Annotated in this window: 16 protein-coding genes and 3 tRNA genes; 9 read left to right on the top strand and 10 right to left on the bottom strand. The window is 63.3% G+C overall.

Annotation, left to right across the window (positions count from 1 at the left end; all coding sequences use genetic code 11):
• Position 1: 1 nt before the first annotated feature.
• From BJP08_RS01800 to BJP08_RS01780, 5 genes are all read right to left on the bottom strand, one after another.
• On the bottom strand, positions 2–3,346 hold the full coding sequence (locus BJP08_RS01800) for an arabinosyltransferase domain-containing protein (RefSeq protein WP_369816366.1): 3,345 nt from the start codon (positions 3,344–3,346) through the stop codon (positions 2–4).
• Between the two features lie 11 nt (positions 3,347–3,357).
• A complete protein-coding gene (locus tag BJP08_RS01795; RefSeq protein ID WP_071567982.1) occupies positions 3,358–5,343 on the bottom strand; it encodes a galactan 5-O-arabinofuranosyltransferase in 1,986 nt (661 codons plus the stop codon).
• 50 nt (positions 5,344–5,393) lie between these two features.
• Positions 5,394–6,158 (bottom strand): decaprenylphospho-beta-D-erythro-pentofuranosid-2-ulose 2-reductase, encoded by a 765-nt coding sequence (locus BJP08_RS01790; RefSeq protein WP_071567981.1) that lies wholly within the window; start codon positions 6,156–6,158, stop codon positions 5,394–5,396.
• A 27-nt stretch (positions 6,159–6,185) separates the two neighbouring features.
• Positions 6,186–7,601 (bottom strand): FAD-binding oxidoreductase, encoded by a 1,416-nt coding sequence (locus BJP08_RS01785; protein WP_071567980.1) that lies wholly within the window; start codon positions 7,599–7,601, stop codon positions 6,186–6,188.
• 99 nt (positions 7,602–7,700) lie between these two features.
• Positions 7,701–7,919: a hypothetical protein gene (locus BJP08_RS01780; RefSeq protein ID WP_071566682.1), complete on the bottom strand. Its 219-nt coding sequence runs from the start codon at positions 7,917–7,919 to the stop codon at positions 7,701–7,703.
• Positions 7,920–7,950: 31 nt separating this feature from the next.
• Here BJP08_RS01780 and BJP08_RS01775 point away from each other — a divergent pair, with 31 nt between their 5' ends.
• The gene (locus BJP08_RS01775; protein ID WP_071568072.1) at positions 7,951–8,394 is read left to right on the top strand and encodes a hypothetical protein; all 444 of its coding nucleotides are present in this window, start codon (positions 7,951–7,953) and stop codon (positions 8,392–8,394) included.
• 5 nt (positions 8,395–8,399) lie between these two features.
• Positions 8,400–8,792, top strand: a complete 393-nt coding sequence (locus tag BJP08_RS01770; RefSeq protein WP_070363298.1) for a GtrA family protein — start codon at positions 8,400–8,402, stop codon at positions 8,790–8,792.
• On the opposite strand, the gene BJP08_RS01765 is transcribed toward BJP08_RS01770, so the two are convergent.
• The gene (locus BJP08_RS01765; protein ID WP_071567979.1) at positions 8,779–9,696 is read right to left on the bottom strand and encodes a glycosyltransferase; all 918 of its coding nucleotides are present in this window, start codon (positions 9,694–9,696) and stop codon (positions 8,779–8,781) included. The two genes, BJP08_RS01770 and BJP08_RS01765, sit on opposite strands and share 14 nt — an antisense overlap.
• Before the next feature lie 190 nt (positions 9,697–9,886).
• On the opposite strand from BJP08_RS01765, the gene BJP08_RS01760 reads away from it, so the two are divergent.
• Complete coding sequence (locus tag BJP08_RS01760; protein WP_143109981.1) at positions 9,887–11,023, top strand: hypothetical protein; 1,137 nt, start codon at positions 9,887–9,889, stop codon at positions 11,021–11,023.
• Positions 11,024–11,164: 141 nt separating this feature from the next.
• On the opposite strand, the gene BJP08_RS01755 is transcribed toward BJP08_RS01760, so the two are convergent.
• Positions 11,165–11,953 carry an ABC transporter ATP-binding protein gene (locus BJP08_RS01755; RefSeq protein ID WP_071567977.1) on the bottom strand — a complete coding sequence of 263 codons (789 nt, stop codon included), beginning with the start codon at positions 11,951–11,953 and terminating at the stop codon, positions 11,165–11,167.
• 16 nt (positions 11,954–11,969) lie between these two features.
• Positions 11,970–12,821, bottom strand: coding sequence for an ABC transporter permease (locus tag BJP08_RS01750; RefSeq protein WP_083428360.1), 852 nt, complete (start codon positions 12,819–12,821; stop codon positions 11,970–11,972).
• A gap of 158 nt (positions 12,822–12,979) precedes the next feature.
• Between BJP08_RS01750 and BJP08_RS01745 the strand changes: the two genes are divergently transcribed.
• Positions 12,980–14,206 (top strand): aminotransferase class V-fold PLP-dependent enzyme, encoded by a 1,227-nt coding sequence (locus tag BJP08_RS01745; RefSeq protein ID WP_255364728.1) that lies wholly within the window; start codon positions 12,980–12,982, stop codon positions 14,204–14,206.
• Here the strand turns inward: BJP08_RS01745 and BJP08_RS01740 are convergent.
• Positions 14,203–15,195, bottom strand: a complete 993-nt coding sequence (locus BJP08_RS01740; protein ID WP_083428345.1) for an NAD(P)H-quinone oxidoreductase — start codon at positions 15,193–15,195, stop codon at positions 14,203–14,205. The genes BJP08_RS01745 and BJP08_RS01740 overlap by 4 nt on opposite strands.
• 62 nt (positions 15,196–15,257) lie before the next feature.
• Between BJP08_RS01740 and BJP08_RS01735 the strand changes: the two genes are divergently transcribed.
• The 4 genes from BJP08_RS01735 (at position 15,258) to BJP08_RS01720 (ending at position 16,681) form a co-directional block, all read left to right on the top strand.
• Positions 15,258–15,342, top strand: a tRNA-Ser gene (locus BJP08_RS01735).
• A gap of 81 nt (positions 15,343–15,423) precedes the next feature.
• Positions 15,424–15,515 (top strand) — tRNA-Ser (locus tag BJP08_RS01730).
• 1 nt (position 15,516) lies between these two features.
• Positions 15,517–15,592, top strand: a tRNA-Arg gene (locus tag BJP08_RS01725).
• Positions 15,593–15,856: 264 nt separating this feature from the next.
• Positions 15,857–16,681, top strand: a complete 825-nt coding sequence (locus BJP08_RS01720) for a fumarylacetoacetate hydrolase family protein (protein WP_071567974.1) — start codon at positions 15,857–15,859, stop codon at positions 16,679–16,681.
• 12 nt (positions 16,682–16,693) lie between these two features.
• Here BJP08_RS01720 and BJP08_RS01715 read toward each other — a convergent pair whose 3' ends face one another.
• A complete protein-coding gene (locus tag BJP08_RS01715; protein ID WP_071567973.1) occupies positions 16,694–19,102 on the bottom strand; it encodes a hypothetical protein in 2,409 nt (802 codons plus the stop codon).
• 253 nt (positions 19,103–19,355) lie between these two features.
• Between BJP08_RS01715 and mgtE the strand changes: the two genes are divergently transcribed.
• Complete coding sequence (gene mgtE / locus BJP08_RS01710) at positions 19,356–20,717, top strand: magnesium transporter (protein WP_071567972.1); 1,362 nt, start codon at positions 19,356–19,358, stop codon at positions 20,715–20,717.
• The last annotated feature ends 68 nt before the right edge of the window (positions 20,718–20,785 follow it).

Below are 20,785 nucleotides of genomic sequence, written 5' to 3'. Positions count from 1 at the left end.
CCTAGACCTCCCGAATCTTCATCGGGCCTGGGGTCCACCACCCTGAACGGGTGACCTCCTCCAGCTGGATCTCAGCGAGCGCTGGCACTTCGCCAACCGAGTTCGTGCGCAGCTGGTAGCGCGACAGGGAACCCCAGTCACGCTGCCAATCACCCTTCATGTAGCCCGGCACCTGGTAGGAGTAGTTCACGGCCTCCGCGGTGGACAGCGCGCCGCCACCCAAAAAGTCCATGAAGCCGGAGAGCTGCTGCTTGCCCGGTGCGTCCGGCATGATGCGGAACTCCGGGATCTCGGTGACGCCCGCGAAGTGGTTGAAGGTGCGCTGGCACGGGTATTGGAACGCCACCGACCAGTCGAGCAGGCCCGGGGTGTTCGAGTCGAACATCTCGTTGAGCGGCTGCAGCGTCGGGTTGCGCAGTGGGGTCAGCGCCATCCAGTCGTCCTCCGCCAGCGAGGCGTCCTCGGCGACGAGGCGCACAACGTTCGCCTCCTCTGGCAGGTCGGCGATGGGGTAGCGCAGGTTGCGCCACTTCGGTGTCGGGCCCTGGTCCAGCATCTCTACCTCACCCAGGGTGGTGATGGAGCCGTCGTCGCCGCGCACACCATACTCCAGCGCCAGCTCGGCACCGTCCTTTTCGACGCCATTAATGTCGTGGTGGGCGATCTTGCCGGCCACGGACGTGACGAGCAGGGGGGCGTCGTCACGCTGCTGCGGTAGCTCGAACCAAGTGGTTTCCAGGTATGCCGTGCGTGTTGCGCGCTCGTCGAACGTGCCCAGCACTGGAATGCGGTTGTAGTCCAGGTTGAACGGCAGGCGCACCGTGGAACCGTTGACGCCGCGCAGCGTGAACGGGCGGTTGCCCTCCGTGCTGCGGGCATCTGAGGAGAACGTTTGCTCCTCGTTCGCGTCCGACTGGACCGTCTCGATGGCGGTTTCATCGCCCGTCTTCGTATCCGTTGTGTCCGCGTTGTCGTCCGCGATCGTGGCAGGCACGCCGTCCGGGTGGAAGGCGCGGTTCACGCCGGAGTCCAGCGAGCGGCCCAGCGGTACCCCGTCGACAGGGGTGAGGAAGGAGTCGTTCGTATCGGTTTCCAGCAAGATCTCGCTGCCGAGGGCGCAGACGTCGCCCTTGAACGTCTTCACGTTGCCCATGCCCACCGAGTAGTTCGGAGCCTGCTCCGCGAACGCCTTCACGAAGGTCAGGCAGGAAAACGCCACCATGAGGATCGCGGCGACGGCGATCGGCGCCGACATCACGCCCGCCCAGCGCGACGCCGCAGCGCGCTCCCGCACGGAATCAGGGGAGTCGGAGCGTGGCCGCAGCCACTGGACGACGCCCACCAGGGCAACCACCAGCGTGATCCCCAGCAGCACCGTATTCGCTTCGATGCCCTTGACCTGCGGGTTCTTGTCCCACCACGGCACGCCGAAGGAGGACACGTACCACCAGGCGTTCCAACCCGCCAGGCTCAGGGAGAGCAGGAAGAGCACCGCGGCGATCGCGAACGTACGATTGCGTGCCGACTGCAGCGCAAAGTGAGACAGTACCACCGCGCCGAGCGCCGCAACCACGCCACCGATACCCGCGTAGATACCGAAGTGGTGCGTCCACTTCGTCGGGGTAAACATCAAGAAGAACGTGGACAGCCCGATGATCAGCATTAGGCGCTGCGTCGGCTTCGCCGGGGTGCCCGGGATAGCGCCGTGGCGCGCCATCGAAAACAGGATGAGGACCACGCAGAAGGCGAAGACCAGCATCGGGAAGCGGCGCGACAGCGAGCCGTCGACAGCCTCCTGGAACAGCGTGCCGTAACGCACCCACTCCGAGTACCAGGACAGCGCCGGGCCGACCTCGCCACGCACCTTGGTGGCTTCCAACACGGTCGCCAGCGTCTGGTCCTTGAACACCGGCACCATCACCGCGAAGCCCGCCGCCAGAAACGCCGCCACGTACGCGATACCGGGCGCAATCGCGCGCCGCTTGTTCATGATGCGGAACACCTCAGGCAGGCAGATCAGGAACACGCCCACCGCCGCCAGGCCCGTCGGGCCACAGGCCAGCGTGAACGCCGCCACCACCGTGCCCAGCGCCGCCGGGGCCAGCCGCTTCGTCGCGATCGTGCGCTCAAACAGTGCCCACGTCAGTGTCAACCCCATCGCGATAATCGGCTCCGGGCGGGTGCCGTTGTTGTACGGCAGCCAGAACGCCAGGAACACGAACGCCGCCGTCCAGTACGCCATGCGGCGGTCCGCAATCACCGAACCGAAGCGCGGCAGCAGCTCGCGCGAAATCAGCCACCACACCAAGATGGCGGCCAGCAGCGTCGGCAGGCGCATCCACATCGACGCCGTCGTCACCCTCGCCAGCAGCGCCAACACGTCATAGAACGGGGAACCGAACGGCGCCTCTGGCACGCCGTACCAGCGGTAATAGTTCGCCATGTAGTCCGAGTCGTTCGCAACCCGCGCCATCGTCAACAGGAAGCCGTCATCCGAGGTGTTCGCGCCGAACACGTGCCAGAACCCCAGCACCGCCAGCACCACCGCGTCCAGCGGCTTGAACGTGCGCCAACGACGGTTGAACACCGGGATACGACGCCCATCCAGCTGGTCCAGGCGCCACAGCCCCCACAGGCTCACCGCCATCGCAGCCAGGCCCAGCCACATCGCCAGCGACTTCACCAGGGTCGGACTGGACGTAAAGCGAGAGTTGATCTCGATGTCGGCGGCGAGCCCGGCGTCGATAAGCTGTGCCGACGCCTCCTCCTTCAGCTCCGAGTACAACCCGCTGAGCTGCGGGCGATAATCATCGTCGTCGAGGACCTCCTCGAAGCTGGTGCCTGGCACCGAAATCTCCGCCTGCTCATCCGTGATATGCACCCGCAGCTGCTTATCCGGGCCAAGGCCCGCCAGCTCACCAGGGCTCAACTCGAAGAGCACCTTATTAATCGAGCTGACCACCAGCCCGCCATCAGGCGCAGACACAAACAGGCCACGGTCGGTCGCTTCCTCCGAGGAGGCAGGCAGCGTCGACACAATAATGCTCTGGCCCTCACGCAGGTGGCGCGTCGCCTCCAGCGGCACCGTCATGTCAATCTCCTGCGGCGCCAGCGAAATCAGCGGGGCGTTCACCGACCCCACCGAGTCGCCCTGCGGCCACTGCACCGACGACTGCACCTGCGTCACAGGCAGCAGCGGCGTCAGCAGCAGTAACACGAAGGCGATGAAGCCAGACACGACGGTCGTCAGCACCAGCTGGCGCGGGGCGCGCCGGGGTTGTTGCGCGCCAGGCGTGCCCGCCGCACTCTGTGGGTTCACGGGATTCACGGATGTCTCAGTTGTCACAGGGGCATACTCTACTTCTCAGGCGTGGCAGCATTGCGAACCACCACAACAAACGGACCAATCTGCTTCGCGTCCCACGCCGAGCTCGGGAACGCCTTTGGGTTAAAGAACAGGCCTTCGTAGCGCACGTTCGGCTCGCTCGGGAAGATGTTGTGGCCGATGTGCGTCTTCCACGCCGCGTCCCGGTTCTCGGTGGCGTCCTCGCGCGGGTCATCGCTCATGGTTCCGCGGAAAATGAACGCCTGCGGCGCCGTCCACTTCGCCTCCTGCATCGCTGCGTCGAGCTTCTCGGGGGCGTCGAAGGAGAGCTTCGCCCACTGCGAAAGTGCCTCGTTGCGCAGGTGGAACTCCCCAAGCGGGTTAGCGTAATGGCTGGTGAACGCGTTGAAGCCGTGGTAGGGCTTGAACGCCATGAAGTTGATCTCATCCGTGTACACCACGGTCTCCCCAGGGGTGTAACCGTGGGACTGGATGAACTCGTCGATCTCGCCGTAGTAGCGGCCCGGGTCCGGCGGGAAGCGGTCGGCGCGCTCGCCGAAGCCGTCCGTATCCGAGTACGCCTGGTCAATGTGTGCCTCGTTGACCGCCGGGATGCGCTGCACGAACGAGAGCGTGCCCGCAGCCACCACGATGATGAGCACCGCGGTGATCACGCGCTGCGTGCGCTCCTTGAAGTGCCCCGGGTAGTAATAATCGACGCCCGCAGTGCGCAAGTCCGCCACCGCGAAAATGCCCACCGTGGAAAACAGCAGCATGAGCAATACCTCGATGCGGAACCCCAGCAGGGACGTGCCCAGCAGCGACGCAAACATCGAGACGATCACCCAGGTGTAGCAGACCACCACCATCACAGCTAACGACGCCACCTCAGGCACATGCAGGCGCCCAACCATGAAGATCAGACCCAACACCGACAGCACGCCGATGATGGACAGGGAGAAGAACGGCAGCGGGATCACCGTGCCCTGGGCGGGCAGGAAGTGGTTCGCGGTGTGGCGCACGTCGAAACCGCCGAAGGCCGACTCGTACAGGTACGGCGCCCAACCGATCGCCGCGATGCACAGCGCACCCACCCCGGAAGCCAAAAGGTGCACGACGGGGCCGCGCGCGAACTTGCGGCGGAACCACAACAGCACCGCGATCACCACAACGGTCAGCGCGGCGATCGCAGTAAACAGGGTGTAGAACATGGCGGAAACGCCCAGGTAGAGCGCCAGCACCACCGTGGCTTGCCAGGAGCCCGTCAGCGCCTTGTACGCGGTGACAGCGGCCGCGGGGGCGAAGAGGGCGACGATCGCCGCGTAGGGCTCGTCAGGAGTCTCGGTGAGCACGATGCCCGTCGACACCAGGGCGATCAGCGTGGATACCGGCAGGGAGCCGCACAGCTTGCGCCAAATCGGTACCAGCGCGCACGCCGCAGCAGCCAGCGATACCAGCGCCCACGGCTGGTATACCTCCCAGCCTTCCATGCCCAGTAGGTGCGCGAGGCGCCCGCCAAGCCAGAACCACCCAATCGGGTAGAAGGTAGGCAGGTCCAGGTAGTTCATGTCCTGGTTGGTGGCCACCTCGGTCATCCGGCTCAAGAACTGGGTACGGAACCCCTGATCCACCTGGATGCCGTCCAGCCACAGGCGTGTCGACGCCAGCGGGATCCCCAACGCCGTAATCACCAGACCAGCCGGGGCCAGCCCGCAGACAGCCTGGCACAGCACGCGCACCGGCCGCGACAGGCGCTTCCGCACCCACGCCCAGCACGCCAACGCCGCGCACAGAATCACAACGAAAGAGCCGCCCGTGGACAGGGCGCGCGTCACCATCGAGGTATTAAACGCAGGCAGCGACGTGGAGTGCAGCACGTACCACACCGCCAACGTCACCACCGCCGCGCTGGCACCGGCCGCAAGCATGCGCAAGACCGCCGACGTCCATGACACAGAGTCAGGCTCGTAGTCGACGGTCTTGAACTCCAGCGTGGGTTGGATGGATGTATCTGTCATGCACTCAGTTTGGCACATCGCAGCGCATCCACCACGTTCCCCGCCGGGAATTAGAAGTTGAGCTTGCGCATAATCGCCGCTGGGATGTGCTGCAGCACCAAGGAAATCGGGCCGAACAGCTTGTGCACGAACACGCTCGGCTCGCCCTTCAGCGCCGACTCAACGGCAGCCTGCGCTACCTCTTCCTTATCGACGGTCAGCGGAGCCTCCTCCAGCCCATCCGTCATCTTGGTACGCACCTGGCCTGGGCGAACCACAGTCACCTTCACGCCGGAGTCACGAAGCGCCTCACCCAACTGGAGGTAGAAGGCATCCATGCCAGACTTCGACGCGCCGTACACGAAGTTGGAGCGACGCACGCGCTGGCCCGCAACGGAGCTCATCGCGATGATGGTGCCGTGGCCCTGGCGCTTCATCTCCTGGCCCAACAGCACGCCGACGGACACGAACGCGGTGTAGTTCACCTGCGCCGACTCCACGGCTGCCGCCTGGTCCTGCCACAGCTGCTCCTGGTCACCCAGGGTGCCGAAGGCAACCACGGCGACGTCAACATCGCCACCGGAGAACACCTGCTTGATCACGTCCGGGTGAGACGCGAAATCGGTCGCGTCGAAGTCCAGGACCTCAACGGAGCCTGCACCTGCGTTGGTGACCTCAGCAACGGCGGCGTCGATACGCGGGGAGTTCTTGCGAGCTGCAAGCGTGACATTCGGGTTGCCTCCGCGGGACACGAACTCGCGCACAATGGCGAGGCCGATGTCCGAGGTGCCACCCACGAGCAGAATGTTTTGCGCTTGGCCTACTGCATTCAACATGTGAAAAATCTCCTTCAGTTCATTCAGCTAGTTCAGCTCGAGGCGGCGGGACATGTCGGAAGCGAAGACGCCGGTCGGGTCGATCTCGCGGCGGGTCTTCAGCCAGCCCTCCAGACCTGGGTACATCTTGTGGAACTTCTCCGCCGACGTACGGGACTCCTTCGCCAGGTAGAGACGGCCGCCGAACTCCATCACCTGGTCATCCAGGCGGTCCAGGAACTCGTTGAGGCCCGGGCGGATCGGGAAGTCCACACAGACGTTCCAGCCCTTCATCGGGTAGGACAGCGGCGCGCGGTTGCCCTCGCCGAACAGCTTGAACACGTTCAGTGCCGTGTAGTGGCCGGAGGACTGGATCTGGTAGATGATGTCCTTGAACGGCTCCACAGCGGTGGTCGGCACCACGAACTGGTACTGCAGGAAGCCCGCGCTGCCGTAGCCGCGGTTCCACTCACCAATCAGGTCGAGCGGCTGGTAGAACTGCGTCAGGTTCTTGATGTCGTTCTTGCTCGGGGCGCCCATCATGTAATAGGCCTCGCCGATGGCGGACAGCGTCAGCTTGTTCATGGTCCACGACGGGAAGATGTCCGGCACCGTCATCAGCTGAGGCGCCTTGAAACGCAGCGGGTCCTTCGCCAGCTTCGGCGCGTACTCCTCCAGCTGCGCCAGCGTCGCCAGCGAGCCACGGGAGATGGTGGAGCGGCCCGTCTTCGGCGGCGCGGAGATGGCGTCGAACCACGCGGAGGAGTAGGTGTAGTTGACCTCGGAGCCGTCCGAGTGCAGCGCGATCGTCTCATCCAGGGTGCTGGTGCGATCCGTGTCAGACAGGAAGTACGCGGTCTCCGTTTTGGTCATCTGGATGCGTGCGCGCAGGATGATGCCGGTCAGGCCCATGCCGCCGACCGTCGCCCAGAACAGCGTGCCGTCCGGGTCGTCCGCGCTGCCTTCCGGCTCGAGGTGCAGGACGCGGCCGTCCGCCACCAGCAGCTCCATGGAGACCACGTGGTCGCCGAAGGAACCAGCGGAGTGATGGTTCTTACCGTGGATGTCCGGACCGATCGCGCCACCGATGGTGACCTGGCGGGTACCCGGCAACACCGGAACCCACAGGCCGTACGGCAGGGCCGCCTTCATCAGCTGGTCCAGGTTGACGCCCGAGTCCACGTCGACGATGCCGGTCTCCGGATCAATCGAGTGAATCTTGTTCAGCGCGTTGATGTCGATGACCAGGCCGCCACCGTTCTGTGCCGGGTCGCCGTAGGAGCGTCCCAGGCCGCGGGCGATGATGCCGCGGCGAGCGTGCTCCGGCAGGCTCTCGTTATCGTGCGCGACCTGTGCGACGGCCTCCTTGATGACCTCCACGTCAGGCGTGGACAGGACATGCGCGGTCGACGGAGCGGTGCGGCCCCAGCCGTAGAGTGACTTAAGATTGGTGTGTAGTTCCATCTCTTTCGCTTCTTCTTGTCGTCGTAGCTTCGCCGAAGTGCGAAGACATTCGGTTCGAGTCTAAATGATGTAAGTTGGAAAACCTATAAAAGCATCATACTAAAGGTCCATAAGCTCCCTGATTTCTGCAGGAAGCTCCTCCTGCGACGTAATTTCCGGCTTCCCCGCAGCCTTATGCTCCCGCAGCAGCTCATAGATGCGACCACGCGACATCGAATCCACAAACGGCAGCTCCTCCGCGAACAGCCTTACCATGTAATCAGACAGCGGCACCTCGACGCGCTGCGCCGCCTCATGAATCTCCTCATGCTTACTCATGCTTTTCACCCTACTAGTAGCATTGGACACCATGACTGACACGATTCAATCACTTGTCGACGAGCCCACCATCGACTACAACGCCCTCGACGACACCTTCGGCGGCCAGTGCATCCAAGCCGCCTACATCCTCGCCGCAGCCTCCGTCCCAGACTTCACCACGCGGAAGGCGCTGGCCTGGACCCTCCTCGGCGCCGCGAACCTCGCCACCATCGCCGCCTTCAACGCCTTCGACGAGGACCCACGCAACGACCTCACCGCCGTCCTCGAATCCGAACAGGGCGAAGCCGAATCCATCGCCACCACCTGGTTCACTATCGGCGGCATCGCCGTGGCCGCCGTCGGCGCCTTCGCCGCCGGGGTGCAGGCCCAGAAGAAACTGGCAGGCTGGCTGGGCCGGAGGGGCGTCGCAAAGCCCAACGTGGCGATCGGCACCGTCGCAGCCCTCGCGTACCTCGGGGTGAAACAACTGTGAGCGCGATGAAGCAGCAGGTGCTGCCATTCCTCATCATCGGCATCGGCTGCGCCGTCATCGACTTCGGCATCACCAACACCCTCGACCAAGCCCTCGACGTCCAACGCGATCTTGCCAAGGCCGTGGGCTGGGTCTTCGGGACCATCTCCGCCTACGTGCTGAACTCCAAGTTCGCCTTCAACGCCAAAATCGACGCCAAAAAAGCCAGCGCCGTGTTCATCCTCTACGCCACCACCTTCGCGGTGCAGATGTTGCTGTGGAGGGTGACGGACGAGCCGTTGTCGTCGCTAGGCTTGCAAGATTCGTGGAAGAACGCCGTGTCCTTCGTCATCGCCCAAGGCGTTGCCACCGTGACCAACTTCGTCCTCCAAAGCAAAGTCATCTTTAAGGACGCCTAAAGTCCTCCCGCGCCCCCATCCGCAGCAGACGCAGCCACTGCAGGAAGCCCTTCGGGTCCTTCCGCTCCACCAAGAAGAACCACCCGAAACGCACCACCTCCTGCAGCTTCATCTTCTTCATCCCTTGCTGATTAATGATGTAGCCGCGATTCCGATACGTGAAATACCTTTTCGACTCATTATCCGGCCACTGTGCATGCGCCCGACCACCCATAATCGGGTGGAACTCACCCGACCCATCCGGGTGCAAATACTTCGTGGTCAGCGCCGTGCCATACCGCAGCCCCGACTGCGACAAACGCCGGTGATACTCCACCTCATCACCCCGAATGAACAGGCGATAATCCGGCACACCAATCCGCTCCATCGCCTCCGCCGAAATCAACGCCCCATTAAACAAGGACGCATAATTCGGCAAAAACGACCCCTCCAACTCAGCCGTCGTCCGCTTCCACTCCAAGCCCTGGCGCAGCGGAAACGCCAACTTCGCCGGATCCCCAATATTCGCCACCACCGGGCTCACCTCATGCAGCCGGTGCTGCTCCGCCACCCGATACAGCTCCTCCAACACGCCGTGATCCGCCGGGCGACCATCATCGTCCGCGCACCAAATCGCGTCCGCCCCCAACGCCAGCGCCGTCAAAAAGCCATACGCGAACCCGCCAGCACCACCCAAGTTCGTCTTCGACGGCAAATACACCGCCCGATCCCCAGCCAACTCCTCTAGCAGTTCACGAACAGCCTGCTCAGCGCCGTTATCCACCACGATCACCCACTGCACCGGGTGCGTCTGGTTCACCACCTGCTCCAGGGAATGCCGCAGCATCTCGACACGCTTATGCGTCACGATCACCGCCGCCGTCGAACCACTACGTTTCAGGTGTGCCGTTCCAGTTCCAGTCATGCCTCATATTGTGCACCATCGGCTGGGCGGGGTGGTGGTGCGTCCGGGTTCATGGCGTTTTAGCCCGCGAAACCCCTGCAAACCAAGGGGTCTTCGCAGTCTCCTCGAAATAGTTCCCGAGCCGGGGACCATTTTGGGTCTGAGGCCGGTTCTGGTCGACCGGAGCTTACATTTCCCCAGGTGGCGACACATGTCCACCAAGAAAGGTCCCGGTTTTCAAAAAACGTGGGGAACTTTCTCGGCGGGCGGCGGGCGGGGCTGTGGGCGTCGAAAAATAACAGGACCGAGGGAGCCGAACACGCCGTTGTTACGTCTAAACGGTATGAACACTCTCTACAACGGCATGACCATCGACCTCGACACGCCCCTGATCCACCAAAAGCAGCGAACACCTGATCGCTCGTACCACCAGGTCAGTCTGCGCCGCTACCTGCGTACCGAGCACTGCCTACAACCATGGCAAGTCCAAAACAACGCTCGCTATCATCCCAGAAACCTCAGTTATCACGCCCCGGCAGCAGTGCGTGCAATCGCACACGCAGTAGAACAACGTGGCTGCATCATCGCCGGATTCTCGGCGCTCGCGCTCTACGGGTTGCCGTATCTCGTCGAAGGCGCCGACACCACCCTGGTGACCACCTCCGGTCACACCAGCCTCGGCGGCCCCTGCCGCCCAACAATCCGCAGGTCGCGGACCTTACTTGCAATATGGACCGTCACCCACCGGGGTGTATCACTGCAAGCAGTCACACCACTTACCGCCGTAATCCAGGCGCTTGTCCAGGTCAAACGCGGTGAACACCGGTGGAACACCATCACTGTAGAAGGGTTGGCCCCCGAAGAGATCCGAGGCATCCAACTAGTGGACTGCGTGCGCCGTTTCTGGGACATCACCCCCAGTAGCATCGCCAAGGCAGCCAGGCACAAAATCGATGCCGCATGGCTGCACAAGGTGTTGCTGCACAGCAGCGCATTGGCAGACTCGCCAAAAGAGACTGAAATGCGCCTGCTGGTTGCCGCCCTGGCCGACCGGCATGGCTGCACAGTAGAAGAACAAGTGCCGCTGAGGGTCGGTGGCCAGCTTGTTACTGTGTTTGACCTTGCCATTCCCGAGTTGAAGATTGCCGTCATGTACGACGGGGCGCACCATTCCGATTACCAACAGCGCAATAAGGACTCCTCGATCACCCTGAAGATGATTGCGCAGGGTTGGACACCGGCGCGGTGTTCGGCGGCCACGATGTTTGAGTGCCTTGACCTGATCGAAAAGCTGATGCGCGAAGGCCGGGGCGCTGCGCAGGCTGAAAAAGTTCCCAACGGATTTTGAAAACCGGGACCTTTCTTCGTGGACGTGTGTCGCCACCTGGGGAAATGCAAGTGTCGGTCGAACGGAACCACCCCAAAACCCAAAATGATTCCCGGGCGCGGGAACTTTTTCGGAGCGGACGGAGGGAGACCAGCCCGGCGCCTACTCCGCCTGGAACCGCTTGACCAGGTCGTCGACGTACTGGCCGGCTTCGGGGCCTTCGTAGGCACCGACGACTTCGGAGACCAGGCCGGCTTTCCTGATTTCGCCTTTGTCCACCCATAGGGCGGTGTTGCACAACTGCGCCAGGAAGTCGTTGGAGTGGGAGGCGAAGACGAGGATGCCGGAGCGTTCGACGAGTTCCGCTAACCTCACGCGGGCTTTGGCCATGAAGGCGGAGTCGACGGCGCCGATGCCTTCGTCGAGGAGCAGGATTTCGGGTTCGATGGAGGTGACCACGCCCAGGGCTAGGCGGACGCGCATGCCGGTGGAGTAGGTGCGTAGTGGCATGGAGAGGTAGTCGCCGAGTTCGGAGAATTCGGCGATTTCGTCCATTTTGGCTTTCATCTGTTTGCGGGTCTGGCCGAGGAAGAGGCCGCGGATGATGATGTTTTCGTAGCCGGAGATTTCGGGGTCCATGCCGACGCCGAGGTCGAAGACGGGGGCGACGCGGCCGCGGACGTCGGCGACGCCGCGGGTTGGTTCGTAGATGCCGGAGAGCAAACGTAGCAGGGTGGATTTGCCGGCGCCGTTGTGGCCGACGAGGCCCACGCGGTCGCCTTCGCGCAGGTGGAGGTTGATGTCTTTGAGTGCTTCGACGACCACGGTGTTGGAGGCATTTTTGCCGATTTTGCCTCCGGCGGAGGACATGACTGCTTTTTTGAGTGAGCGGGATTTGGCGTCGAAAATTGGGAAGTCGACGCAGGCGTTGTAGGTATCGATGGAAACCATGTGTGACTTCTTCTCCTTAGACCCAGTACGGCACGCGGAAGCGCATTTGGCGCATGGCGAGCAGGGCGAGCAGCAGGCCGATGATGGTGCAGACGCCGACGATGATCCAGTGGTAGCCGGCGAGTTCCTGGCCGATCATGGGGGCGCGGACGATCTCGAGGTAGTGGTAGAGGGGGTTGATTTCGGCGAGCATGGCTCGCTTGGCGACGTCGCCCCCTTGCACCTTGAGCGTGTGGGTGGTCCAGACGATCGGGGTGACGTAGAACAGTAGCTGCACGAGCGCTTCTAGGAGCGGGGCGACGTCGCGGAATCGGGTGGCGATGATGCCGAAGAGCATGGTCACCCACACGCCGTTGACCACGAGGAGTGCCATCGCTGGGATGGCGAGGAGGACTTGCCAGCCGAGGTCGATGCGGAACGCGAGGACCAGGATGACCCAGATGACCAGGTTGTGCGCGAGGAAGAGGAGTTGGCGCCATACGAGGCGGTACACGTGGACGGACAGGGCCGACGGCAGCTGCTTGATGAGGCCTTCGTTTTCGATGAAGACTTCGGCGCCGTCTTTGATGCAGCCGGAGATGAATCCCCAGATGATGAAGCCGACGGTGACGTGGGGGAGGAAGTCGCGCACGCTGATTTGGAACAGCATGGAGTAGAGGAGGCCGAGGGCGAGCGCCATGACGCCGGTCGCGATGGTGATCCAGAGCGGGCCGAGGGTGGAGCGTCGGTAGCGCTGTTTGATGTCCTGCCAGCCGAGTTGGAGCCAGAGTTCGTGCTGGCCCCATCCGCGGATGAGGTCGCGGAATGCCAGCTTCAGCGTTTTCGACTGTGATTTCGGAGCGTCGTCGTGGTGTGGCTCGGAGGTCATCCTTGCGACGTCGTTTCGGAGCTGGTTTGTATTGTGCACGGTTCATACCCTAGCTTGCACGGGCGGTTGGCGGTGTTTCGGCAGGGTGCTGTGGGTGGCGTGCGCTGCGGTGTTTGGGAGTGCATAATGATTGGAAGTGTTGCCTGGAGGAGGTCGTGGTGTCGTTGCAGTCGTATGACGTTGCTAGTGTGCGTGGGCTGTACACCTCTCTTTCTGACGGCTGGACCTACATGAATGCGCATGATTGTCCGCAGATCCCGGAGCGGGTTTCGGCGGCGGTTGCGCGGTCGTTCCGTATGTCGACGGCGGTGGCGCGCCCGGAGCCGCGGGTCGGTTCGCATGCTCGCCCGACTGTCGGTGTGCCCGAGGGGCAAAGTTTTCTTTTCGACGCCCGCTCCGCCATCGCCGACCTGTGCAACGTTTCGCCTGAGCGTGTGGTGTTGGGGCCGTCGCTTCCGGTGTTGTATTCGGCGTTGGTGTTGGCGATGCGTCCGCTGTTTCGGCATCGTTCGTCGGTGGTGGTGTGTAATGCGGACCGCCCGGTGTTGACGGATGCGTTGGCGCGTTGTGTGGGGGATGCGCAGTTGCGTTGGGCGCAGACCGATTTGGCAACTGGTGATGTGCCTGCCTGGCAGTTTGGTGAGCTGGTGGACGGTTCGACGCGCCTGGTGGCGGTCCCTGCGGCGCATGAGGTGCTGGGGTCTGTGGTCCGCGTGGCGGATATTGCGGACACGGTGCGGGAGCGTTCCCGGGCGTGGGTGCTGGCGGACGTTTCGGCGTACGCGCCGTATTACCTAATGGATTTCGATAGTTTCGGCGCGGACATTTTGGGTATTGACGTCGCGGAGCTCGGCGGGCCGCAGGTGGCGGCGCTGGTGTTCCGGGATGAGGCGATGTTCGGCAGGCTGGATATGTCGGCGTTGCAGCTCGACGTATCGACGGGCCTGGCCGGCGGGGTGTCCGCGATCGTCGACCACTACGCGCGCTTGGTGGAGGAGCCGGGTCGCCGCAAGACGCGCCGCAACCGCCTGGAGTTCTCGATGGGGTTGACGCAGCGCTACATGCGCGGCCTGCGCGACGACCTGCACACCTTCCTGGGTACCCTGCCGTCGGTGCATATTGTGGGTGTCTCCGGCGAGGCCGCCGAGGGTGCCCACCTGGAGCACACCCCGCGCCTGGTATTCGGGGTGCACGGCGTGCCGGCGGAGACGGTGCACCAGCGGCTCTTCGCCAACGGCATCGTATCGACGCCCGCCCCGACCACCCCGCTCCTCCAGGACATGGGCGTCGCCGAGATGGGTGGCGCGGTCGCCGTCGGGCTTGGTCCTTTTAATACGGAAGTGGACATCGAGCAGCTGATCCGCACCGTGGCCTCCCTGGCCTAAACGGTTTCGATCTCCAGGACGACCTTGCCGGTGTGTTCGCCGGAGTTGAGGTAGGTGTGGGCGCAGCGGGCGTCGATAAGGGGGAAGGTCCGGGAGACGTTGGGCCTGATGCGGCCTGCTTCAATGAGTGGCCACACGTGCTCCACCGTGCTTGCCACGATGGCTGCCTTCATGGGGCGTGGGCGGGCGCGCAGCGTTGTCGCGTGGACCGATTGGCGGCGTGTGAGCATGCGACCCAGACTGAGCGTGCCCTTCGGTCCACCTTGTAGCCCAATGACGACGAGCCTCCCATCCACCGCCAGCGTCTTGATGTTGGCTTCCAGATAGGAGCCGCCCATGACGTCCAGGATGATGTCCGCCCAGCCGGCGAGCTCCTCCTCGAAGCGCTGCTCCTTGTAATTGATGAGCCTGTCCGCGCCGAGCGTCTTGCAGTACTCGAGCTTCTCGGCGCTCCCCGCCGTCACGGCGACTTCGCAGCCTATGGCTTTGCACAGCTGGATCGCGAAGGAGCCGATGCCGCCCGCACCCCCGTGGATGAGCACCTTGTCCCCGGCCTGCAGCCCGGCGACCATCCCCAGATTCGACCACACCGTGGCGGCCGCCTCCACAATGCCGGCGGTTTCCGTGAGGGTGAGGTTATTCGGCTTAGGCGTCAGCTGGCCCTCCGGCACCGCCACGTACTCGGCGTAGCCACCACCGGCCAGCAGGCAGCCGACCTCCTCGCCCGGCTGGCGGCCGGTCGTGCCCGGATCAGCGACGGTGCCTGCGCACTCCAACCCCATAATCTCCGACTCACCCTTCGGCGGCGGGTACATCCCCTTCGCCTGCATCAGGTCCCCGCGATTCACACCCGCGGCGTGCACCTTCAGCAGCACCTCACCCTCCTTCAGCTCCGGGAGGGGAACGGTAGTCAGTTCGAGGGCACGCGGGTCCGAGGTATCAGTCTGGACGATGGCCTGCATAGTGTTCTGTGTGCTCATACTGCTCATACCGGGCCAGCGTACTGAATTTTCGCGTTCGGCAAGGGGGTGCTGTAGAATCACGCAACATTGGAGACGTGGCAGAGCGGCCGAATGCACTGGTCTTGAAAACCAGCGAGGGTCACACCTCCAGGGGTTCAAATCCCCTCGTCTCCGCACAAGAAGGCCCCTCACCGGTTGGTGAGGGGCCTTCGTTTTGTTCCCCGTTCGTGGTGCGTGTACTATGGGCGAAGGTCTGGAGACGTGCCAGAGTGGCCGAATGGGGCTCCCTGCTAAGGAGTTGCCCTCTTTGCGGAGGGCCGCAGGTTCAAATCCTGTCGTCTCCGCCACGCGCCCGTGGCTCAACGGATAGAGCATCTGACTACGGATCAGAAGGTTGGGGGTTCGAATCCCTCCGGGCGCACCAGATCAAACCCCAGTCCACCGCGTGTGAGCTGGGGTTTCTGCTTTCCTATTTGCCTATTTGTCGGCAGTGACAAAGGACGCACCTCTAATTCGCTAGCCCTTTTGTGACCTGCACGTATGTCAGGCGCTATTTATCGCTTTGCGTCTTTTGTCACTCAATCGGCTGGGGTACCGCATTTTCTCCCAGCCCATCAGCGAATCTGGTGCGCACACATGCCTGCGACGGTAGCGTCATGCCTACGCACGCACCGAAAGGAATCGCACTATGCAACTGATGACACTTCGCCTCCCCGATGGGGGCACAGCCGCCGCGCGACGCACCGGGGAAACGACTGCAGTGACCCTCGGTTTTCAGGATGTCGGGGAACTCCTCGCCCAAGAAAACTGGCAGGAGCTCGCCGCGGTGGAAGGGGAGCAGGTTACCTTCCGGGACGAGGACCTGGCGCCTGTTGTGGCGCGGCCGGGCAAGGTCATTTGCGTTGGGATGAACTACGCGAACCACATTCAGGAAATGGGCCGTGAGCTGCCGAAGGTGCCGACGTTGTTCATCAAGTTCGCCGATGCGCTGACCGGCCCCTATGACGATGTGCACGTTCCCGAGTGGGCCACGGGTGCCCTGGACTGGGAGGGGGAATTGGCGGTGGTGATCGGGAAGAGGGCGCGCAGGGTGGCCGAGGCCGACGCGGCTGACCACATTGCGGGCTACGCGGTGGCGAACGATTACACGATGCGGGACTACCAGTACGCCACCCTGCAGTGGCACCAGGGTAAGTCCTTGGAGAAGTCGGCGGGGTTCGGGCCGTGGCTGACCACTCGCGACGAGTGGAGCGGGGCGGGGCAGCTGACGACGCGCCTCAACGGCGAGGTGGTGCAGCACGATTCGACGTCTGACCTGGTGTTCACGCCGGAGTTTTTGATTGAGTACATTTCGCACATTTACCCGCTGAACCCCGGCGACACCATCCTGACTGGTACGCCGGGCGGGGTTGGGCATGCGCGTGACCCGAAGCGTTACGTGGGCGACGGGGACGTCGTCACGATTGAGGTTGAGGGGTTGGGGCGCATCTCGAACCGAACTGTGTTCGAGTAGCGCCCGGCGCCCTTACTTCGCGGGGGTGGTGGGGACGACTGGCGCGGTGGTGGTCACCGAGCTGGTCGGCTGCTGGCCCTGGTTGCCGGAGCTGCCGACGGTGATGTCGACGTCTTTGACGCTCGGGACGCAGCTGCGGAGGCCGGCGATCGCCAGCAGGGTCACCACGACGCCGACCAGGCCACCGCCGACCGCGGTCAGCGTGCTCGCGTCCATGTTGAGGGAGCGTGCGGTGTCGCGGATGGTGCGGTCGATCGCGTTCTTATCGACGCCCGGAACGTTGATACCGAGCTGGCTCGACAGTACGACCGGGACGATAGCCAGAAGCGGGATTCCGAGCCCGACGAGCGTGGCGATGCAGCGTGGGTCGGAGCTGCCGCCCTCGGTGCCGACGCGTGCGTTCAGGTTCGAGGAACCGCCGTCGCCCTTTGAGGAACCGCTCTTGCCCTGGCCTTCGCCGCCCTGCTGGCCACGCTTCGAGGAGCCGCCGCCGGAGCTGAGTGGGAGCCCCTGTACGTTCGGGTTGGCGTTGTTGGTGATCACGGGGTTGCCGTTGTTGTTGCCGTTGTCCGAGACGTTGACGGTCGGGTTCGCGTTGTTGGTCACCACGACGGTGGCCTTGGCGTTGTCCGAGATCTTTACGTCTGGGCTGCCGTTGTTGTTCGCGTTGTCGGAGACGTTGACGGTCGGGTTCGCGTTGTTGGTCACCACGACGTTGGGGTTGCCGTTGTTAGACCCGTTATCCGAGATGTTCACGGTCGGGTTGGCGTTGCCCGTGACCACAACGTTCGGGTTGCCGTTGTTGTTGCCGCTGTCGTTGACTTTGGCGTTGTCGGTGACGACGACGCTGACCTGCGGGTTGCCGTTGTTGGACCCGTTGTCGGAGATGTTGACGGTCGGGTTCGCGTTGTTGGTGACGGTGACTTGGCCGTTGTTGTTGCCGTTGTTATTGCCGTTGTTTTCGAAGCGGAACGCGCCGTTCTCAATCTTGATCAGGCCATCGAGCATGCCCTTGAGGTTGCCGAGTAGCCCACCACCCGAGCCGCCTTTGCCATCCCCAGAGCCGCCGGAGCCGCCGGAGCCACCACCGAGCAGCCCGCCGAGCAGGTTGCCGAGGGTACCCCCGAGGCCGCCGGTGCCGCCGCCGATCAGGCCGCCCAGGATCGGGCCGAGAACGCCGCCGATGCCCTTCGCGATTTCCCCACCGGTGGTCTGCGGGTTGGTGGCGTTGATGCGGATGGTGCGTTCGACGGTGGAGGTGCCGTCGCTAATTTTGACTGGCAGGTCGAACACGCCTGGGGTGAAGGTGGCGGGTGCGTTGACCTGGACTTCGCCGTTGACGTTGGTGAAGGACCAGAGTGGGTACTTCGCGCCGCTGCGCTCAATCGTCACGTTCGTCGGCAGGGTCAGGCCTGGGACCGGCTTCACGCGCTGCTTCTCGAAGTCGACAGAGTAGATCTTGCTGAAGTCCGGCAGGTCGCCTTCCCACTCTGCGGGAGGCATGGTGTCGGTGAGCTTGACCTTCAGGGTGCCGGAGTAGGGCTCGCCTTCCTTCGGCGTGATGGTGACAGGGATATCTGCGCTGCCTGCCTTGATGGCGTTGTTGAAGGTGATCTTGTTCCACGGCTTGCCGATGGTGACGTTGCCCTCCGCGTCAACTTCCACCGGCCAGCGTGTGGTGCTGTCCCAGTAGGTCGACGCGATTTTGTCGCCGGGCTGGAGCTTGGCGTCCGGCACGGCGACGGTTTCTTTGTTCCAGAAGTTTTCGGCCTCGTAGGTCTTGTCGAAGTCGAGCTTCGGCGCCTCAGGGGCTGGGGCCTTCTCGCTTGTCGACGGCCCCTCCGACTCGGCTGGTGCCTCCGGCTCGGAGGACTCAGACGGTGCCGCGGAAGGCTCAGACGGTGCCTCGGAAGGCTCAGATGGCGCCGCGGAAGGGTCCGCTGGCGCTTCCGGTTCGGAAGACTCGGACGTGGTGGTTTCCTCGGCTGGCTTCTCGTCCTTGACGGCGATCTTCAGCGTCGCCTCGTATGGATCGCCGGCGATTGGGGTGACCTTGACCGGGATCTCGACGGTCTTTCCGACCTTGCTGCTGAACGCCAAGCCGTCGCTCGGGCGTCCCACGGTCAGGACGCCCAGCTCGTCGGCGGTGACCTTCCAGCGGTACGTGCCGACCGTCGTCCAGCTGTAGTAGGTCTCTACCTTGTCGCCCGGGTTCAGGGCGAGGTCTTTGAGTTGGACCGAATCAGTGTCCCAGAAGTTGACCTCTTCAGGCGTGTCGAAGTCGGAGGCCTGCGTCGCCACTGTCTGTGCGTGGGCTGCGGGGAGGTCGGACGTCGAGACGCTGACGAATGGGGCGACCAGCGCGATCGAAAGCGCACCGGCGGCGATAGAGATGCGCTTTGAGCGCGTGCTGTATGCCATAAACTTGTCCTTTGCTCAAGAGCTGAAACGCTGTACTGGACCTGCAGCACAGGTATGTCACAGAGAGGTATCGTTTCTGTTCAGTAAAATCTAACATTTCTACCCCCGCGCCCGCGCCCGCAAACTTTGGAATAGGCAAAACGTGCAGCTAATAGAGTTTTTGTGGGGTGTGCCATTCCACCTTCGGGGGTAGGTGCGGCTACGCTTGCAATGCTTGACTTGGCCGGTGGCGGTGAGGTGAAAGGACGCGGAGATGAAGATTAATGACCCCGAGCAGCTCTACGAGCTCGAGCGTCGGCTGGAGGATCACGACCCTGAAATTGAAGGGCTGACGGAACTCCAAGAACAGCTGAAGCACGTCCGCCTCAAGGACATCATCGCGATGATTGAGCGCACCGACGTCACGAACGGTGCGAAGATCCTGCGTCTGCTGTCGCCGGAACGTTCCGCGATAGTTTTCGACGTGCTGGACCCGGCCCACCAGGCTGATATGGTCGCCGCGCTTGGCGACGAGGCCGTCGTCGGCTTCTTCGACGCCCTCGGCGCCGAGGACCGCGTGGCACTCCTCGACGAGCTGCCACCCGAGGTTGCGGCCCGCCTCATGCACGAGCTCGACGAGGACGACCAGCGCGTCACCAACGTTGTCCTCGGATACGAGAAGGGGACGGTCGGCCGCGCGATGTCGCCGGAGGTTCCCCTGGTCACGCCGCAGATGACGGTCAAAGAGGTCGTCGATAATTTGCGTGAGAACGTCGACAACCTGGAGACGATCTACACCGTCCCCGTCACCGATGCGCAGCGCACGCTCGTAGGCATCGTTTCTTTACGACGCCTCTTCCAATCCCGCGCCAACCAGCCCGTTTCCGAAGTCATGCGGGAAGCGCAGTACGCCTACGCCGCCGACGGCGCCGAGGACACCGCCCGCTGGTTCCTGTCGTCGAACCTGCTGGCATTGCCGGTCGTCGATAATGACCACCACTTGGTGGGCATCTTCACCTACGACGAGGCCCATGACATCGTCGAGGAAGCAGACAGCGAGGACACCGCCCGCCTCGGTGCGTCCGAGTCCCTGAAACGCCCGTACCTCTCCACTCCCGTGCAAGCCTTGGTCAAGAGCCGCATCGTGTGGCTGCTGGTGCTCGCGGTCTCCGCGATCCTGACTGTGCAGGTGCTCGGCATCTTCGAGGACACGCTGGAGAAGGCCGTGGTGCTGTCCTTATTTATCCCGCTGCTGACGGGCACCGGCGGCAACACTGGCAACCAAGCCGCCACCACTGTGACCCGAGCGCTGGCGCTCAACGACGTCCGCAACCGCGACGTGGCCAAGGTCGCGTGGCGTGAGATGCGGGTGGGTATGCTGCTCGGCGCGGTGCTCGGCACGTTGGGCTTTGTGCTGGCAGGGCTGGTGTTCGGCCAGTCGGTCGGTATCGTCATTGGGCTGACGCTGCTGCTGGTGTGCACGATGGCCGCGACCGTGGGCGGCGTCATGCCGATCATCGCCAAGACCATCGGCGCCGACCCTGCCGTGTTCTCCAATCCCTTCATCTCCACGTTCTGCGATGCGACCGGCTTGATTATCTACTTCTTCATCGCGAAGGCAGTTCTGGGCATCTAACAGGCGTTTTGCTGCACTCGTCGTTTCGGTGTAGAGTCTCTTTCGTTGCTTACAAAGCAGCGAAACAC

Source organism: Corynebacterium sp. NML140438, from assembly GCF_001875725.1.
In the GTDB taxonomy this organism is placed as follows: Bacteria; Actinomycetota; Actinomycetes; order Mycobacteriales; family Mycobacteriaceae; genus Corynebacterium.
This window is presented reverse-complemented; position numbering and strand designations above follow the sequence as displayed.

What these genes read in the sequence shown, in the direction of transcription:
- BJP08_RS01785 (WP_071567980.1), bottom strand. Translation starts at nt 7,601, where the DNA reads ATGGAACTACACACCAATCTTAAGTCACTCTACGGCTGGGGCCGCACC.
- mgtE (WP_071567972.1), top strand. Translation starts at nt 19,356, where the DNA reads ATGAAGATTAATGACCCCGAGCAGCTCTACGAGCTCGAGCGTCGGCTG.
- BJP08_RS01765 (WP_071567979.1), bottom strand. Translation starts at nt 9,696, where the DNA reads ATGACTGGAACTGGAACGGCACACCTGAAACGTAGTGGTTCGACGGCG.
- BJP08_RS01790 (WP_071567981.1), bottom strand. Translation starts at nt 6,158, where the DNA reads ATGTTGAATGCAGTAGGCCAAGCGCAAAACATTCTGCTCGTGGGTGGC.
- BJP08_RS01715 (WP_071567973.1), bottom strand. Translation starts at nt 19,102, where the DNA reads ATGGCATACAGCACGCGCTCAAAGCGCATCTCTATCGCCGCCGGTGCG.
- BJP08_RS01770 (WP_070363298.1), top strand. Translation starts at nt 8,400, where the DNA reads ATGAAGCAGCAGGTGCTGCCATTCCTCATCATCGGCATCGGCTGCGCC.
- BJP08_RS01760 (WP_143109981.1), top strand. Translation starts at nt 9,887, where the DNA reads ATGTCCACCAAGAAAGGTCCCGGTTTTCAAAAAACGTGGGGAACTTTC.
- BJP08_RS01775 (WP_071568072.1), top strand. Translation starts at nt 7,951, where the DNA reads ATGACTGACACGATTCAATCACTTGTCGACGAGCCCACCATCGACTAC.
- BJP08_RS01795 (WP_071567982.1), bottom strand. Translation starts at nt 5,343, where the DNA reads ATGACAGATACATCCATCCAACCCACGCTGGAGTTCAAGACCGTCGAC.
- BJP08_RS01750 (WP_083428360.1), bottom strand. Translation starts at nt 12,821, where the DNA reads ATGACCTCCGAGCCACACCACGACGACGCTCCGAAATCACAGTCGAAA.
- BJP08_RS01755 (WP_071567977.1), bottom strand. Translation starts at nt 11,953, where the DNA reads ATGGTTTCCATCGATACCTACAACGCCTGCGTCGACTTCCCAATTTTC.
- BJP08_RS01720 (WP_071567974.1), top strand. Translation starts at nt 15,857, where the DNA reads ATGCAACTGATGACACTTCGCCTCCCCGATGGGGGCACAGCCGCCGCG.
- BJP08_RS01780 (WP_071566682.1), bottom strand. Translation starts at nt 7,919, where the DNA reads ATGAGTAAGCATGAGGAGATTCATGAGGCGGCGCAGCGCGTCGAGGTG.
- BJP08_RS01740 (WP_083428345.1), bottom strand. Translation starts at nt 15,195, where the DNA reads ATGAGCAGTATGAGCACACAGAACACTATGCAGGCCATCGTCCAGACT.